The following is a 14,642-nucleotide window of genomic DNA, read 5'->3' as shown; positions in this document are numbered from 1 at the left end:
TTATTGTTCCTCCGCACGTTCCGGGTGGAGTTCGTCGGCCAGCGGGCTCGTGTCGTCGAACTCGATGCGGTCCTCCTGGGCGACGTCGACCTTGTACGAGGGCGCGTTCACGCGAGCGCCCTCGACGGTGACGTGGCCGTGGACGATGAACTGGCGAGCCTGCTTGACGGTGTTGCCGAGCCCCTGCCGGTAGGCGACCGTCTGGAGTCGCCGCTCGAGGATGTCGGTGACGTCCAGCGACAGGACGTCGTCGAGACCCTCCTCGTCGTCGAGGACGCCGATGCGCTTCAGGCGGGCCATGAACTCGCTGCCCGCCTCGCCGGCGGCCTCGGCGTCGCCCTGCGCTTCCCCGAGGAGACGGCGGGCCTCCCGGCGGTAGTCGCGCAGTTCGGACTGGGCGCGCCACAGTTCCTCCTTGTTGGCGAGGCCGTACCGCGAGAGGAGGTCGCCCTCCGCGGCGATGCGCTCGCCCTGGAAGGGGTGGTTCGGCGTCTCGTAGAACTTGGTGTTGCTACCGAGCGCCATTACTCCTCGTCACCTCCCTCTTCCTCGTCCATCTCCTCTTTGATGGCTTCGACGTTGACGCCGATGGTGCCCTCGGTCCGGCCGGTGGACTTGGTCCGCTGACCGCGGACCTTCTGGCCGCGCTTGTGACGGACCCCCTTGTAGGAGTCTATCATCTTCATGCGGTTGATGTCCTGCCGGCGGGTCATCTCGAGGTCGTTGCCGATCTCGTGGGTGGTCTCGCCGTCGAAGAAGTCCTTCTGGTGGTTGGTGAGCCACTCGGGGACCTCGTCGGCGTACCCCTCCACGAGGTCGACGAGTTCGTCGATGTCGTCCTCGTCGAGACCGCCGAGCAGTTCCCGGCGGTCGATGTCCGCTCTGTCCGCGATGATGCGAGCGACGCGCCGACCGATGCCGTTCATGTCGGTCAGCGCCCGCTCGACGCTCTTCGTCCCGTCGAGGTCGGTCTGTCCGATACGGACGAAGTACTGAATGTCCTCGTCTTCCTCGTCCGCCGTGGGTTCTTCTGCACTCATGTGTGGGTTGGATTAGCGTCGTGGCGGGGATTTGAACCCCGGAGGCTTGCGCCACAGAGTTAGCAACCCTGCGCCTTGGGCCATGCTTGGCTACCACGACTCGCGTGCGCCTATCCTCGCCCTCACGGAACTACGTTCCGTGCGTCCCTGAACTCTCGTTCGGGGTTTCTCGGACTCGGGGCCGGGGCCCCTGCATCGATTGCGTCCTCCGCTACCCCGCGACCGTACTTAAGCACAACGATACGCCCGGCGACGGCGGTGCTGGGGCGTGAGACGGTCACACGGCCCTCGACCGATCACTCCGCGACCGGTTCCTCGAGCCCCAGGAACGCCCGGATGCGGGCCGAGAAGACGAACGCCACCAGTCCCACGAGGAACGACAGCATGCTCGGAACGACGATCCACCAGACGTTCGGGTGATCGATACCCGTGTGCAACAGCGCGTCCATACGGGTCGTGGAGGGCGACGGCGACAAAAAAGGTCCCATCGGCGTCAGCCGTCCCGCTCCGGGCGGCCGCCGCGCTCCTTGACGTCGAGGATGGTCCGGACGTTCCGGTAGATTTCCGCCGGCGTCGTCTCCTCGTCGGGGTCGTAGAGGTCCGAGACCCGGTACAGCATCGCCGCGACCTGCTCGCTCTCGGAACTGTCGCCGCGCACCTCCGCGGCGACCTCCCGCAACAGCGCCGCCCGCTCGGGGTCGCTCTCGACCCGCTCTTCGTCCTCGCTTCCCGGCATCGTCACCTGCGCTCGCTGGCCTGCCGCCGACGGACGATGCCCTGCATGTTCGCCGTCTCGTCGGCGAACTCCCGGAAGGCCGCGCCCGCCTCGCTGTCCGTCTCGAGGACGATGGGCGCCCCGGAGTCGCCGCCCTCCCGAACGGACGTGTCAAGCGGAACCTCGCCGAGGAACGGCATGTCGTTGTCGTCGGCGAACTCGCGGCCGCCGCCGCTGCCGAAGATGTCGTGTTCCCCACCGCAGTCCGGACAGACGAAGCCCGACATGTTCTCGACGATGCCCAGCACCGGCGTGTCGTGCTTCCCGAACATCCGCAGGCCCTTCCGGGCGTCGTCGATGGCGACCTCCTGCGGCGTGGTCACGATGACGGCCCCCGACACCGGGACGGACTGCAACAGCGTCAACTGCGTGTCGCCCGTTCCCGGTGGCAGGTCGACGACCATGTAGTCGAGGCGCCCCCACTCGACGTCCTCCCACAGCTGGGTCAGTACCTTGTGGACCATCGGCCCCCGCCAGATGACGGGGTCGTCCTCGCCGACGAGGAAGTCCATGCTCATCAGCTCCATCCCGTACCGTTCCGGCGGGATGATGGTCTCCTCGTGGGTCGCCTTCGGTCGCTCGTCGGCCTCGATCATCCGCGGGACGTTCGGCCCGTAGATGTCGGCGTCGAACAGGCCAACGCTGGCACCCATCTCCGACAGCCCCGCGGCGAGGTTCACCGCCACCGTCGACTTCCCGACCCCACCCTTTCCCGAGGCGACGGCGATGATGTTCTCGACGCCCGGCAGCACCGACTCGTCGGCGGACGGCCCGGCGTCGACGCTCGCCGACAGCTCGAGTTCGCGGTCCAGGTCGGCCAGTTCCTCCCGGACCGCCCCGGCCATCGCCGTCTCCGTCGGCGAGTACGGCGCCCCCAGTGCGAGGTCGATTGCCACGGTACCGTCGTCGACGGTCACGTCGTTGACCAGCCCCAGCGAGACGATGTCGTCCCCGAGGTCGGGGTCCTTGACCGCCGAGAGTCGGTCGAGTATCGCGTTTTCGTCCATACGTCCGGATAGGCCGCGAGACGACGATAAGGGTTGTGAACGGCGACCGGGAGACCGCTCTGGCGTAACCGAATACAGTTACTGGCGACCGGCTGGTGGCATCGATTTTAAGCACATGAACACGAACTCTCGGATATGCTCGAGGACGGGTTCGGGAGGGAGGTCACGGGCGTCCGGGTCTCGCTCACCGACCGGTGTAACTTCGACTGCGTCTACTGCCACAACGAGGGGCTGGGCGACACCCGCGGCCCGATGGAACCCGCCGACGACGAGATGGACACCGACGATGTCGTCCGCTTTCTCGAGGTAGCCGCCGAGTTCGATGTCGACGCCGTGAAGTTCACCGGCGGCGAGCCAATGCTCCGGCAGGACCTCGAGGAGATCGTCCGCCGGACGCCCGATTCGATGGAGACCTCGCTCACCACCAACGGGACCTTCCTCCCCGACCGCGCCGACGGGCTCGTCGACGCCGGCCTCGAACGCGTCAACGTCTCCCAGGACGCCCTCTCGCCCGAGACGTTCAAACAGGTCACCAAGAGTAGCGCCTACGACGACGTGATGGCCGGGGTCGACGCCGCGCTGGAGGCCGGTCTCGACCCGGTCAAGCTCAACATGGTCGTCTTCGAGCAGACCGCGGGGTACGTCCCCGAGATGGTCGACCACGTCGCCGACAACGAGGGCCTGCAGCTCCAGCTCATCGAGTACATGCCCGAACTCGCCGGCCGGCCCGACTGGGCGGTCGACATCGACCGGGTCCACGGCTGGCTCGAAGAACGGGCCGACCGCGTCGAGCACCGCGAGATGCACGACCGCCGCCGCTACTGGGTCGGTCCCGACGACTCGGCCGAGACGGAGACGGGCATGGTCGAGATCGTCGATCCCGTCGAGAACCCCACCTTCTGTGCCAACTGCCACCGCGTGCGCGTCACCCACGAGGGCTACCTGAAGGGCTGTCTCAACCGCAACGACGACCTCAAGAGCATGGGCGAGATGACGAAACCCGAGATCCGGGAGGCGTTCCGCGAAACCGTCGAGAACCGCGTGCCCTACTACGGCGAGTACATGATCCGCGACGACGACGGCGAGTGGGTCTTCAACGACGATTACATCGAGGCCTGAGCGGCAGGGCGTTCACCGCCGGACCTGGTTGTATGCTCAAATCGACCTGTAATTTTATGTCACAACGAGGTGACATATCGACACCAATCCCCGTGTGGATTATTCAACTGTCGTACATCTCTACAGCTGGTTATCGCTCAATGCCTTGACCGGCCGAGAGAGCTGCTGGGGGCCCCATGTCACCGTGATTTCGGAGACGTTGTCGTTAGCGGAGGTCGTCACCTGACCGTCTGGCGAGCCATACACCTCCCGGAGTTCGGCCTCACTCGGCGGCGACCCCTTGATGCGGGACGTCACCGCCTGCCCCATCCCCGTTTCGCCGTTGGTGTCGAACCCATAGAAGATCGCATCAAACTCCGGTAACCGCTGGACCTCCCGATTCGAATACGGACTGTCATCAAACTGCACCCGCCCATCCCTGATCTCGCCCACGACCATCGGCATTCCCGGTCGGAGCTTTGAGAGACACCACTGGACTGACTCCTCACCCACCACACTCTCACCCTCACCAGCAAGCCGGAGGATTAACGGGTGGAGGGCTTCAGGGTCTTCATCGCCGGACTCGACGGCGATGATATCGCGGTCTCGCGCCTCACTCACGATGATGTTCCGGCTAGAGGCATGCTCCACACCCGAATACACGACTGTATCGGGGTACCTATCGTCTTTCGTCGAGGGGTTGTCTGCGACGGCCTCATGAAACGACGACAGGTTCGCACCAACGAACATGATTATGCCAGGCGAAGAGTATCCAATAACCTCATCCACCTCACGGGCTGATTCCTGCTGTTCTGACTCCGCAGCGAGCCCGGTCTGTTTGAGGAGCTCCGGGCCAACGTTCGGGAACCCCTCACCGATCGGATCGGTAATGATTTCAGCGATATCGATTGTTGCTCCGAGGGGGGTGTGGATGAGGTCGTATTTCGGAGGGCGGAACAGGTTGCCTTTGTCCGGAGCGAGTGTCCAGTCCTCGGTTTTCGTGGCTCCGAACGTCATTTCGGCATTGATCATGCGGATGTACCATTCCCAGTCGATTCGGACGAAATTCGAGTTGTTCGTCCGCTGTTCACCGCGGAGATGCTTCTGTGGCAAGAGTTCCATGTAGTTTGGAATCGTGAGGTCCTCAGGCGCGTACTCTCGGGATTCTGTTACTGTCGGAGTTGCTGTGTCTGTCGCCGTCGGGCTCGGCGTCTCCGTGGGAGTAGTGGTGTCGGATTCGAGGCGGTTACAGCCCGCTGTTCCAGCTGTGAGGCCAACACTGATCGTTTGGAGCAGCCGCCGCCGTCGCATCATATAATTCCTCTTCAGAACTATACGTAAATATATCTGTGGTGGTGCCACGTCCTGAACATCTCGTCAACCGCGGATGAACCTGACCGGAAATCTGCCTTGGGCTGGGGCTACGGTTGGATATACCCTGAATCGTTCCCCCTATACCCCGAACCATCACTGGAAAACCCAGACCCACCTCCTCCATCACTGGACCCGTTTTCTCCACCTTCGTCGGGGAAATCGTTCCCGCTATCGTTGGCGCCATTGTCGCCATCGCCTTCTTCTGGGTCATCGCCTTTATCGTCGTTGCCGCTGCCGGGGCCGCTGGCGCAGTCGTTGTCGTCACAGGCGCTGTTGTACCCGCTCGTCACGGAGCCGGTGTCACCGTCCGTCGGGTCCCCGACGCAGGTGTAGCCGGCGGTGGCGGGTCCCCCCGCGAGGTCACATTCGGAGTTACCCGTCTCGAAACCGTCCTGGGAGTCGGACCCGGCGTCGACCGAACCGCCCGTGTCGGAGTCGTCGTCGGAATCGAACGCCTGTGGTTCGACGAGGAGCGTGTCGCGGGCGGTGCGGCCCGACGAGTCCCGAACGACGACCTCGATGCGGTGGGTACCGGGATCGGAGAAGGTCAGCGGACGTTCGTCGGTGTCGGCAGCCCCCGAAAGCGATCCCTCGGCGACGGTTGCGTCGTCGACGCGCCAGGTGATCTCCTCCAGTTCGGCGTTGGTGGTCTCCGCCGTGGCTTCGTAGGGAGTCGGCTCGTCGGCCGGCGGATCGGTCGGGCCGTCCAGTTCGACGGACGGGCCGGCACCCTCGACGTAGACGTAGAGGGTGTCGCTGTCGGAGCGGCCCTCGCCGTCGGTGACGGTCAGCGTCACGTCGTAGCGACCGGGGTCGTCGGGCGTGAAGTGGGTCCGGGCGCAATCGGCACAGTCCGGCGTGATCTGGCCGCCGTTGGGCGTCTCTATCGACCACTCGTAGCTGTCGATGGTGCCGTCGGGGTGCGAGGAACCGGTGCCGTCCAGTTGGACGGTCGTGTCGACGGTGACCTCCTGGTCGAGGCCGGCGTCGGCCAGCGGACCGGAGTCGGCGGCGGCGACGCCGAGGGTTCCCGCCAGAAGCGAGGCCACGAGGACGAGAGCGACATATCTTTTCATATTTCTTGGGACGGATTTAATACCGTTCCACTATATATAATTTCGGGCGGATTCTGGTCGTAGGTTTCCCGAGGGTCGACGACGGGCTCCGCTAGCGACGTCGCGGTCGTCGACGCCCCGTTCCGGGTCGGGTAGAGGCGGCTTCAGGCGGTCGAGCGTTCCAGCGGGCCGAGGTCCTCGAGCGCCCACTGGACGATGCGGGCCTCGACGAGGTCGCGGGTCTCGACGTTGTCGTCGCCGTTCTCGTATCGGTCGAGGACCGAGCGGGCGGACTCGCGCATCTCCGCCTCCAGCGGCGCCTGGTCCGGTTCCTCGCGGGTGGCGTTCAGGAGCGCCTCGAAGTCCTCCCGGAGGACGAACGACGCCCGGCCGGCGTTGCAGCGAGACAGCGGACTCATCCCGGTCTCGAGGACGAGTTCCCGGACGGTCGCCCAGTCGTCGGCACAGAAGTACAGCGAGACCTCGCCCTCGATGTCCCGCCAGGCTATCGGGCCGGCGTGTTTCAGCAACTGGACGGCCCGGGGCGGGATGTCGACCCGGTGGTCGGTCTCGGGGCGGCCACAGAGACAGCAGGGCTTCTCGGTACGCCCGGTGTACATGCCCCGGAGTAGGTCCCGGAGGGGCATGGCCGTACGGTCTCCGGGGATTCCTGTGGGTTCTCGTGTGCGAGGCGTTGGCGACGAGGCGGATACCCGAACGTTTTATCGGCCGCCTCACGGTAGCAGGTCCATGGACGCGGCCGAGCGGACCGACCTGGTCACGCGGTACACCGAGGAGGTCGTCACCGAAGCCGAGATCGAGGCGCTGTTCGAGGAGCGGGAGTCGCCGAGCGCCTACATCGGCTACGCCCCGACCGGCGAGATGCACATCGGGCACTTCACGACGATCCGGAAGCTCGCGGACTTCATCGAGGCCGGCCTCGACGTGACGGTGCTGGTCGCCGACCTGCACGCCCACCTCGACGACGCGAAGAGCCCCTTCGAACTGCTGGACGCCCGCTCGGCGTACTACCAGGCCGCAATCGAGGCGATGATCGAGGCCGCCGGCGCCGACCCCGATGGCGTCGAGTTCGTCCGGGGGACGGACTACCAGCTCGAAGAGCCCTACACCCTGGAGCTGTACCGGATGCTCGCGGAGACGACGCTCTCGCGCGCCCAGCGGGCGGGCAGCGAGGTGGTCCGCCAGTCGGAGAACCCGAAACTGGGCGGACTCGTCTACACGCTGATGCAGTCGCTGGACGTGGCGGCGCTGGAGGCCGACATCGCCTACGGCGGCATCGACCAGCGTGGCATCTACATGCTGGCCCGCGAGCAGTTGCCCGAGCAGGGGTACGACAAGCCCGCCTGCGTCTTCGCGCCGCTGCTGTCGGGGCTGACCGGCGGCAAGATGTCCGCCTCGGAGGCGGGCTCGAAGATCAACCTCACCGACGACGACGAGGCGGTCGCCGAGAAGATAGAGAGCGCCTACTGTCCCGCCGGCGACGTCGAGGACAACGGTGTCCTCGAGTACCTCCGCTTTCTCGTGTTCCCGGTGTTGGCCGAGCGCGGCGAGGAGTTCCTCGTCGAGCGACCCGAGGAGTACGGCGGGGACCTCGTCTACGCCGACTACGAGGCCCTCGAGTCCGACTTCGTCTCCGGCGAACTCCACCCGGCCGACCTCAAGCCGGCGGCCGCCGAGGCAATCGCCGAGGTCATCGAACCGGTTCGAGAACGGTTGCTCGAGGCGCCGGAACTGCTGGCGGACGCCTACCCCGAGAAGTACGCCTGACGAACGAGGGGTCGGCCGCGCCGCCGCAGTCGGAACTCACCGCCGGGGCGGCGTCGGTCGCTGGACGACCACCACCTTCGGTTCGTCGCTGCGCTCGGGACACTCCGCGGCGGTCTCGACGGGGATCGACTCCAGGTCCTGGAACCCCTCGCGGCGGGTCCCGTTGTCGTCGTAGAAGACGAACCCGGGGAGCGCGAGCTCGTAGCTTCGGGACTCGCCACCGCCCAGCAGCGGCGAACCGAGCGAGGGTCTGTACTCCAGCGGCGCCGGCCGGTACTCCGGACCGTAGACGCAGGCGTGGTACCGGTCGATGTCCGCACGCCGGGGGAGGAAGAAGCCGTTCGTGACCGTTACCGTGCCGACCGTGGCCCGGTCGCGGACGTCGGGTATCTCGACCGACTCCTCGAACTCGGCGGTGGTCGTCGGCTGCGGCCCGGCGAGGTCGACGCCGACGAGTGCGACGGACGCCAGGAGCACCGCGACGACGGCAACCGCCGCCCGCCGCCGTCCGAGCGTCAGGCTGTCCCGCTGGGCGAGATAGCCGAGCGCGATGAAAAGCGCCGACGACCCCGCGAGGAGCAGGAACGTGCCGCCGTCGCCGACGTCGAATCGCGAGAGGACGTACGCGACGAAGACGAGATAGCAGCCTGCGGCGAGCGCGTACGCGACGATATCCAGGGTCTCGACGTCGAAGCCGACGCCGACGAGCAGAAAGCAGAGGAAGCCGGCGAACAGCAGGGTGGCCGTCGTGGCCGGTGAGACGCCCTCGAAGAGCTGGAATCCGAAGTACGCCGCCGCGGCGACCCCGAGGAGGATGCCGACGACGTAGAGGAGCTTTTCACGGTCGAGTCCGAGTGCCATACCGGAACACCAGCGGCGTCCTACAAGGGTCTTTGGCCGGCGCTGTGGTCGATTAGGTCTCGAGCCACTCGTCGGCCCACGCTTCGATCTCGTCGAAGACCGGACACAGCGACCGCCCCTTCGGAGTCAGCGAGTAGTACGTCGCGACGGGGGCGTCCTCCTCGAGGCGGCGTTCGACGAAGCCCGTCCCCTCCAGGTCGTCGAGCACGCGGGACAGCGTCCGTGCGTTGGCGTCCGTCTCCCGTTTCAGTTCGTTGAACCGCCGTTCGCCGTCCTGCAGGGCGTGCAGCACCAGCAGTCGCCACTTCGACCCGAGCTGTTCGATGGACTCGACGACGGGACAGACCGACTCCGGCTCCTGGGGCGCCTGTGCCATGCGAGCGATACGAGGGCGCCGAATAAATATCTCATCGACGTGCCGCGCCAGTAACACCGGTGTCACCCGGTAACACTCGTGTCCGGGAAATGATATAAACGCGACTGTGCTATCCACGACCGTGATGGCTGTGAACCGCAGTTTCGACGGTATCGACGCTCGACCGACCGTGACGACGGAGGGGCGATGATGTTCGAGACCGCCGGCGCCGACGTCGCCTTCCTGCTCGCGCGGGTCGTCTTCGGGGGCGTGCTCGCCTTCATGGGGCTGAACCACTTCCAGAACGGCGACGAGATGGCGGAGTACGCGGCGTTCAAGGGTATTCCGGCGCCGACCGCGTCGGTACTGTTCTCCGGCGGACTGCTGGTGTTCGGCGGACTCTCGATACTCGCCGGCGTCCTGCCGACGGTCGGGGCCGGGGCACTCGCCGTCTTCCTCCTCGTCTCCGCGGTGACGATGCACGACTTCTGGAACGCGGAAGGCGAGGACGCCCAGACCGAGATGACGCAGTTCCTCAAGAACGTGAGCCTCTCGGCCGGTGCGCTGGTGTTCCTGGCGCTCGCGGGCGCGTCGTGGCCGCTCGCGGCGAACGTCGGTCTCTGACCTGCGGCCGTCGGACCGTTTCTGCCGCCCGGCGTGAACGAACGTTCACTTGCGGACTCAAACGCCGCGAAACGACGTCTTGCGCCGTCTCGTTGGTCGACAAACGAAGGGGCACTTCTATTACGGATGACCGCCCACGTCAGCACATGACTCACACCTGCCGGAACTGCAAGCGGACGTTCTCGAGCAAACTCCAGTACGAACTCCACCGGGACACCTGCTCGGCGGAGGCGCTCATCTGCGAGCGCTGCGGCGAGCAGTTCTCGGAGCGACGGGCGACGAAGGACGGCTGGCACTACGCCTGCCCCAGCGAGGACTGCGAGGGGTCCGGTCTCGAGGAGGATCTCCACCCGGTACGGGACTTCAGCGTCGCCTCCCGCGCCGAATAGGGTCGCCCGGGTGTGCCCCGGACCGCCACTCAGTTCTCGGCCAGTCGCTTTATTTTCCGGCAGGCCCGCCGGCAGACCGGCGCGTAGCCGGCGGCCGCGAACGGTATCTCGAACTCGACGCGGCAGCCGTCGCCCGACGCCGCGACGCGGTGGCCGGTCGCCGGCACGCCGGCGACGTCCCAGCGCCACCGCATCGCCTCGGCGTCGAAGCACCGTATCTCGAAGGGTACCCTGGCTCCGATGCCCCGGATGCGAACGTGGCCGGTCGTCCCCGCCTCGATGCGCCGGGTCGGTGACTCGACGGCCGCCACCGTCGGTCCCCACTCCGGCCACCGCTCGGTGTCGACCAGCAGTTCCCAGACCCGGTCGGCGGGCGCCGCGATGTCGGCGCCGACGACCCAGCGTCGGCCAGCGCTCGTCCGTCGGAGTTCCATGCGCCTCGATACGGCGCCCGGCTTTTTGTCCTCCCCGTCCGACTCGACGGGCGTGATAGACGTACGTGACCTCCGGAAGGAGTACGGGGGGTTCGTGGCCGTCGACGGCGTCTCCTTCGGCGCCGACTCGGGGGAGGTGTTCGGCATCGTCGGCCCGAACGGCGCCGGCAAGACGACGACGCTGAAGACGCTCGCCGGCCTCGTCGAACCCACTGACGGCACCGTCGAGGTCGATGGCGCGCCCGCCGACGCCCGCGAGACCCGCCGTCGTCTCGGCTTCCTCCCGGAGGAGTCGCCGCTGTACGAGGAGATGACCGCGCTTTCGTACCTCCGGTTTTTCGCCGACCTCTACGACGTCCCCCGCGACGTGGCGGACGAGCGCATCCACGAGGCGCTGGACCGACTTGAACTCGACCACCGCGAGCGCCCCATCGGGGACATGTCCAAGGGGATGACCCGGAAGGTAGCCATCGTCCGCTCGCTGGTCAACGACCCCGACGTGGTCGTCTACGACGAACCCGCCTCGGGACTCGACCCTCTGACCACTAACTACATCGTCGAGTTCACGCGGGAACTCGCCGAGGAGGGCCGGACGGTCGTCTTCTCGGCGCACAACCTCTACCATGTCGAGGAGGTCTGTGACCGCGTCGCCATCATGAACGAGGGCCGCGTCGTCGCCAAGGGTGCCCTCGAGGACCTCCGTGGCGAGTACGGTAGCACCGAGTACCACGTCTACACCACCGTCGAGGTGCCGGAGTCCGTTGCGGAGAACGGCCGCTACCGGCGCGTCGTCGAGGGGATGGACGCGGTGCGGGAAATCGAGGCGGCGGCGGCCGAACGGGGCGGCGAGATAGCCGACATCCGGACCGTCGAACCGAGTCTCGAACGGCTCTTCTTGGACCTCGCCGAGACCGGCGAGCGGGCCGGACGGACGGAGGCCTGATGCGGCCGCGAAAGCTCCTCCGCATCGCCCGCTGGGAGACGACCAAGGGCGTCGGCGGCTTCGACCGCGGCGCCGTCGCCGTGGTCGTGGCCGCGGCCGCCTTCGTCGTCGCGTTCGGCGTCGTCGGCCTGGTCGGAGGTGTCGCCATCGAGGACGGCATCTACCGGGTCGGCGTTGACGAGGACAGCCCCTTCCACGACCCCGTCGCCGAGGATCCCACCTTCGCGGTGCGCGACCCCGACCCCGAGGCGATTGCGGACGGCCGACTCCGGGTCGACGAGGGGTACGACATCTACATCGCAAGCAGGTCCGACCGGACGCGAATCTACCTCGCCAGACGCGGCGGCGAACCGACCGACAAGAGTCGCGCCGCAGTTGCCGCCTTCCGGGAGGCCGTCGCGCAGTACAACGAGGGACGGATGCGCCTGGAGGACAACGAGACGGCCGCCTTCCCCGTCGTCGTCTCCCTGGAGTTCGTCGAGCGGGACGGTGTCGGTGGGACCGCCGGCGCCGGCACCGGCGACGATGGCGGCGACGGCAACGGCGGCGGTGGCGGAGGTGACGGCACCGGTGGCGGCGACGGCGGCAGTGGCGGCCTGCCCTCGACGGGCGGCACCGGCGACGACGGCGGCCAGGTGGGGGCGCCCTCGCTCGGCGCCTTCGACCTCTTCGGGACGGCCGGCACCTCCGGGTCGCCGTCGGACATCTCCCCGCCCTTCCCCTTCCAGTCGCTCGTGTTGGCCTTCCTCTTCGTGCTGCCGTTGAACTTCGTCATCCAGGCCTACGGGAGTTCGATGCTGTCGGAGCGACTCGACCGCCGCGGCGAGTTGCTGCTCGTTTCGCCCGTCAGCCCCACCGAAATCGTCTTCGGGAAGACGCTGCCGTACTTCGCGGCCGCGATGGCAATCGCGGCGACCATCGTCGCGGGGCTGTGGGTCCTCGGCGGGCAGGCGGGCCCGCTGTCGGTGCTGGCGGTCGTCCCGCTGGCGCTGCTCTTCCTGTCGACGACGTTCCTCGGGGCGATGTTCGCCCGGTCGTTCAAGGAACTCACCTTCGTCTCCGTCACCGTCAGCACGCTCCTGACGACCTACGCGTTCGTGCCGGCCATCTTCACGGGGACGAGTCCGGTGGCGTTCGTCTCGCCGCTCACCGTCGCCGTCCGGGACCTGACGGGTGCCGGCGTCTCGCCCGGACAGTTCCTCTTTGCGACCGCCCCGGCGACGCTCGTGGCCGGCGTCTGCTTTCTGCTCGGTCTCGGCGTCTACCGCGAGGAGGACCTCTTCACCCAGCGGCCGGTCCACCGCAAGGCACTGGACGCCCTCGCCGGGCGGATCCGCCGCCCCCGGAGCCTCGCGCTCGTGGTCGCGCTGCTCGTCCCGTTCGTCTTCGTCGCGGAACTGCTGGCCGTCGCGCTGCTCTTTGCCCTCCCGGTCGGCCTCTCGATACCGCTCGTGTTCGGCACCATCGCCGTCATCGAGGAACTGGCGAAGGGGCTGCCGATTTATGCCGGCTTCCTCGCCGGCCGCTACGGACGGACGCTCGGAGCCGCCGTCGCGGCCGGCGGGTCGGCCGGCGTCGGATTTTTCCTCGCCGAGAAGCTCTCCGTCCTCGTCCAGGTGGTCGGGCTACCGGGGACGGCCGTCGCCGACGCGGCCTTCCAGACCGGGCTCGGGACGAACAGCCCGGCCGTCGTCGCGCTTTTGGCCGTGGCGCCGCTGGCGCTGCACGTCGTCACGGCGACGGTGTCGGCGGTCGGCGCGAGCCGAGGCCGGACCGCCTTCGCCGTGAGCCTCGCGGCGGCAATCCTGCTGCACCTCGCGTACAACGTCGCGGTGGTGAGTCGCCTTGTCTAGAGTCGCCATCGCGCGCCGGGAACTGGGGTCGCTCTCCCGGGAGAAGACCATCGTCCTCGCCATCCTCATCCAACTGGTCATCGCGGGCTTTTCGTCGTTTCTGGTGGTCGGTCTCACCTCGCTGTACGATCCCGGCGCCGCCAGCGAGAACGTCGAGGTGGCGGTCACCGGCGAGGAGGCCGACGCGCTGGTGGCCGCCTCGGCCGAGGTCGAGGGGGTGGAGCTGGTGACCTACGAGGACCGGGCGGCCGCGAGGTCCGCCTTCCAGCGGAATCGCGTCTCGGCGGTGGTACGCGCGGAGTCGAGCGACGGCCGGGTCGCCGTCACCGCCGACGTCCCGCAGTCGAGCCTCCGGAAGACGCTCGTCGTCGTCCAGTTGCGGGCGGTCCTGGAGGAACTCGAGCGCGACGAGCGGGCCGACCGCGACGCCCACCTCGAGTTCGACCCGCTGCCGCTGCCACCCTCGATCGACGCCAGCCCCTACTTCGGGTTCTCCTACACCGTCCTGCTTCCGCTGCTCGTCTTCCTGCCGGTGTTCATAAGCGGCGCGGTCGTCGTCGACTCGCTCACCGAGGAGATCGAACGCGGCACCCTGGAGTTACTCCGGGTCGCGCCCGTCTCCGTCGTCGGCATCGTCGACGGGAAGGCCGGCCTGCTGGCCGCGCTCGCGCCGCTGCAGGTGCTCGCGTGGGTCGCCCTGCTGGAGTTCAACGACATCGCGATAGCGAACGTCGCGCTGCTGGCCGTCCTCGCGAGCGCGCTCGCGGTTGTCGCCGTCGCCTTCGCCGCCGCGCTCGCCGTCGCCATCCCCGTCCGACAGCGGGCGCAGTTGACCTACTCGCTGGGCGCGCTCGCGGCGTTTGCGGCCGCGGCCGCGCTGCCCGAACACCCCGCCACGACCGTCGCCCGTCTCGCCATCGGCAGCGCGACCACCGGCACCCACCTGCACCTCGCGGGCTACGTCGTGGGTGCCGCCGTCGCCGTCCTCGCGGTCCGGCGCTACGCGGCCGGCATCTCGCCGGAACGGTTCGGGTGACGCCGCGGCC

General features: G+C 67.5%; 18 protein-coding genes and 1 tRNA gene. 7 read left to right on the top strand and 12 right to left on the bottom strand.

The window, feature by feature from the left end:
* From NLF94_RS10915 to NLF94_RS10890, 6 genes are all read right to left on the bottom strand, one after another.
* Positions 1 to 525: a 30S ribosomal protein S4 gene (locus tag NLF94_RS10915; protein WP_254837655.1), complete on the bottom strand. Its 525-nt coding sequence runs from the start codon at positions 523 to 525 to the stop codon at positions 1 to 3.
* The gene (locus NLF94_RS10910; RefSeq protein ID WP_254837654.1) at positions 525 to 1,040 is read right to left on the bottom strand and encodes a 30S ribosomal protein S13; all 516 of its coding nucleotides are present in this window, start codon (positions 1,038 to 1,040) and stop codon (positions 525 to 527) included. The genes NLF94_RS10915 and NLF94_RS10910 overlap by 1 nt, the downstream gene beginning before the upstream one ends.
* A gap of 16 nt (positions 1,041 to 1,056) precedes the next feature.
* Positions 1,057 to 1,140 (bottom strand) — tRNA-Ser (locus NLF94_RS10905).
* Positions 1,141 to 1,336: 196 nt separating this feature from the next.
* Positions 1,337 to 1,489 carry a hypothetical protein gene (locus tag NLF94_RS10900; RefSeq protein WP_254837653.1) on the bottom strand — a complete coding sequence of 51 codons (153 nt, stop codon included), beginning with the start codon at positions 1,487 to 1,489 and terminating at the stop codon, positions 1,337 to 1,339.
* A gap of 44 nt (positions 1,490 to 1,533) precedes the next feature.
* Complete coding sequence (locus NLF94_RS10895; protein ID WP_254837652.1) at positions 1,534 to 1,776, bottom strand: DUF7976 family protein; 243 nt, start codon at positions 1,774 to 1,776, stop codon at positions 1,534 to 1,536.
* A gap of 2 nt (positions 1,777 to 1,778) precedes the next feature.
* The gene (locus tag NLF94_RS10890) at positions 1,779 to 2,822 is read right to left on the bottom strand and encodes an Mrp/NBP35 family ATP-binding protein (protein WP_254837651.1); all 1,044 of its coding nucleotides are present in this window, start codon (positions 2,820 to 2,822) and stop codon (positions 1,779 to 1,781) included.
* Positions 2,823 to 2,957: 135 nt separating this feature from the next.
* On the opposite strand from NLF94_RS10890, the gene moaA reads away from it, so the two are divergent.
* Positions 2,958 to 3,941 (top strand): GTP 3',8-cyclase MoaA, encoded by a 984-nt coding sequence (moaA, locus tag NLF94_RS10885; RefSeq protein ID WP_254837650.1) that lies wholly within the window; start codon positions 2,958 to 2,960, stop codon positions 3,939 to 3,941.
* A 120-nt stretch (positions 3,942 to 4,061) separates the two neighbouring features.
* Here the strand turns inward: moaA and NLF94_RS10880 are convergent, their stop codons facing one another.
* From NLF94_RS10880 to NLF94_RS10870, 3 genes are all read right to left on the bottom strand, one after another.
* The gene (locus NLF94_RS10880; protein ID WP_254837649.1) at positions 4,062 to 5,282 is read right to left on the bottom strand and encodes a hypothetical protein; all 1,221 of its coding nucleotides are present in this window, start codon (positions 5,280 to 5,282) and stop codon (positions 4,062 to 4,064) included.
* Positions 5,283 to 5,341: 59 nt separating this feature from the next.
* A complete protein-coding gene (locus tag NLF94_RS10875) occupies positions 5,342 to 6,343 on the bottom strand; it encodes a PKD domain-containing protein (RefSeq protein WP_254837648.1) in 1,002 nt (333 codons plus the stop codon).
* Positions 6,344 to 6,513: 170 nt separating this feature from the next.
* Positions 6,514 to 6,969 carry a DUF7960 family protein gene (locus NLF94_RS10870; RefSeq protein WP_254841419.1) on the bottom strand — a complete coding sequence of 152 codons (456 nt, stop codon included), beginning with the start codon at positions 6,967 to 6,969 and terminating at the stop codon, positions 6,514 to 6,516.
* Between the two features lie 130 nt (positions 6,970 to 7,099).
* Between NLF94_RS10870 and NLF94_RS10865 the strand changes: the two genes are divergently transcribed.
* Positions 7,100 to 8,137, top strand: coding sequence for a tyrosine--tRNA ligase (locus tag NLF94_RS10865; RefSeq protein ID WP_254837647.1), 1,038 nt, complete (start codon positions 7,100 to 7,102; stop codon positions 8,135 to 8,137).
* A 36-nt stretch (positions 8,138 to 8,173) separates the two neighbouring features.
* Here NLF94_RS10865 and NLF94_RS10860 read toward each other — a convergent pair whose 3' ends face one another.
* Complete coding sequence (locus NLF94_RS10860) at positions 8,174 to 8,998, bottom strand: hypothetical protein (RefSeq protein ID WP_254837646.1); 825 nt, start codon at positions 8,996 to 8,998, stop codon at positions 8,174 to 8,176.
* Between the two features lie 52 nt (positions 8,999 to 9,050).
* A complete protein-coding gene (locus tag NLF94_RS10855; RefSeq protein ID WP_254837645.1) occupies positions 9,051 to 9,374 on the bottom strand; it encodes a winged helix-turn-helix transcriptional regulator in 324 nt (107 codons plus the stop codon).
* 189 nt (positions 9,375 to 9,563) lie between these two features.
* Here NLF94_RS10855 and NLF94_RS10850 point away from each other — a divergent pair, with 189 nt between their 5' ends.
* Positions 9,564 to 9,977, top strand: coding sequence for a DoxX family protein (locus tag NLF94_RS10850; protein ID WP_350355878.1), 414 nt, complete (start codon positions 9,564 to 9,566; stop codon positions 9,975 to 9,977).
* Between the two features lie 146 nt (positions 9,978 to 10,123).
* Complete coding sequence (locus tag NLF94_RS10845) at positions 10,124 to 10,366, top strand: transcriptional regulator (RefSeq protein WP_254837643.1); 243 nt, start codon at positions 10,124 to 10,126, stop codon at positions 10,364 to 10,366.
* Between the two features lie 29 nt (positions 10,367 to 10,395).
* Here the strand turns inward: NLF94_RS10845 and NLF94_RS10840 are convergent, their stop codons facing one another.
* Positions 10,396 to 10,800: an SRPBCC family protein gene (locus tag NLF94_RS10840; protein WP_254837642.1), complete on the bottom strand. Its 405-nt coding sequence runs from the start codon at positions 10,798 to 10,800 to the stop codon at positions 10,396 to 10,398.
* A 52-nt stretch (positions 10,801 to 10,852) separates the two neighbouring features.
* Here NLF94_RS10840 and NLF94_RS10835 point away from each other — a divergent pair, with 52 nt between their 5' ends.
* The 3 genes from NLF94_RS10835 to NLF94_RS10825 are packed head-to-tail and all read left to right on the top strand — an operon-like array spanning position 10,853 to position 14,632.
* On the top strand, positions 10,853 to 11,743 hold the full coding sequence (locus tag NLF94_RS10835) for an ABC transporter ATP-binding protein (protein ID WP_254837641.1): 891 nt from the start codon (positions 10,853 to 10,855) through the stop codon (positions 11,741 to 11,743).
* Positions 11,743 to 13,596: an ABC transporter permease gene (locus NLF94_RS10830; protein WP_254837640.1), complete on the top strand. Its 1,854-nt coding sequence runs from the start codon at positions 11,743 to 11,745 to the stop codon at positions 13,594 to 13,596. Before NLF94_RS10835 ends, NLF94_RS10830 begins: the two co-directional genes overlap by 1 nt.
* On the top strand, positions 13,589 to 14,632 hold the full coding sequence (locus NLF94_RS10825; RefSeq protein ID WP_254837639.1) for an ABC transporter permease: 1,044 nt from the start codon (positions 13,589 to 13,591) through the stop codon (positions 14,630 to 14,632). The genes NLF94_RS10830 and NLF94_RS10825 overlap by 8 nt, the downstream gene beginning before the upstream one ends.
* Positions 14,633 to 14,642: the final 10 nt, after the last annotated feature.

This window comes from Natronomonas marina (genome assembly GCF_024298905.1).
In the GTDB taxonomy this organism is placed as follows: domain Archaea; phylum Halobacteriota; class Halobacteria; order Halobacteriales; family Haloarculaceae; genus Natronomonas; species Natronomonas marina.
This window is presented reverse-complemented; position numbering and strand designations above follow the sequence as displayed.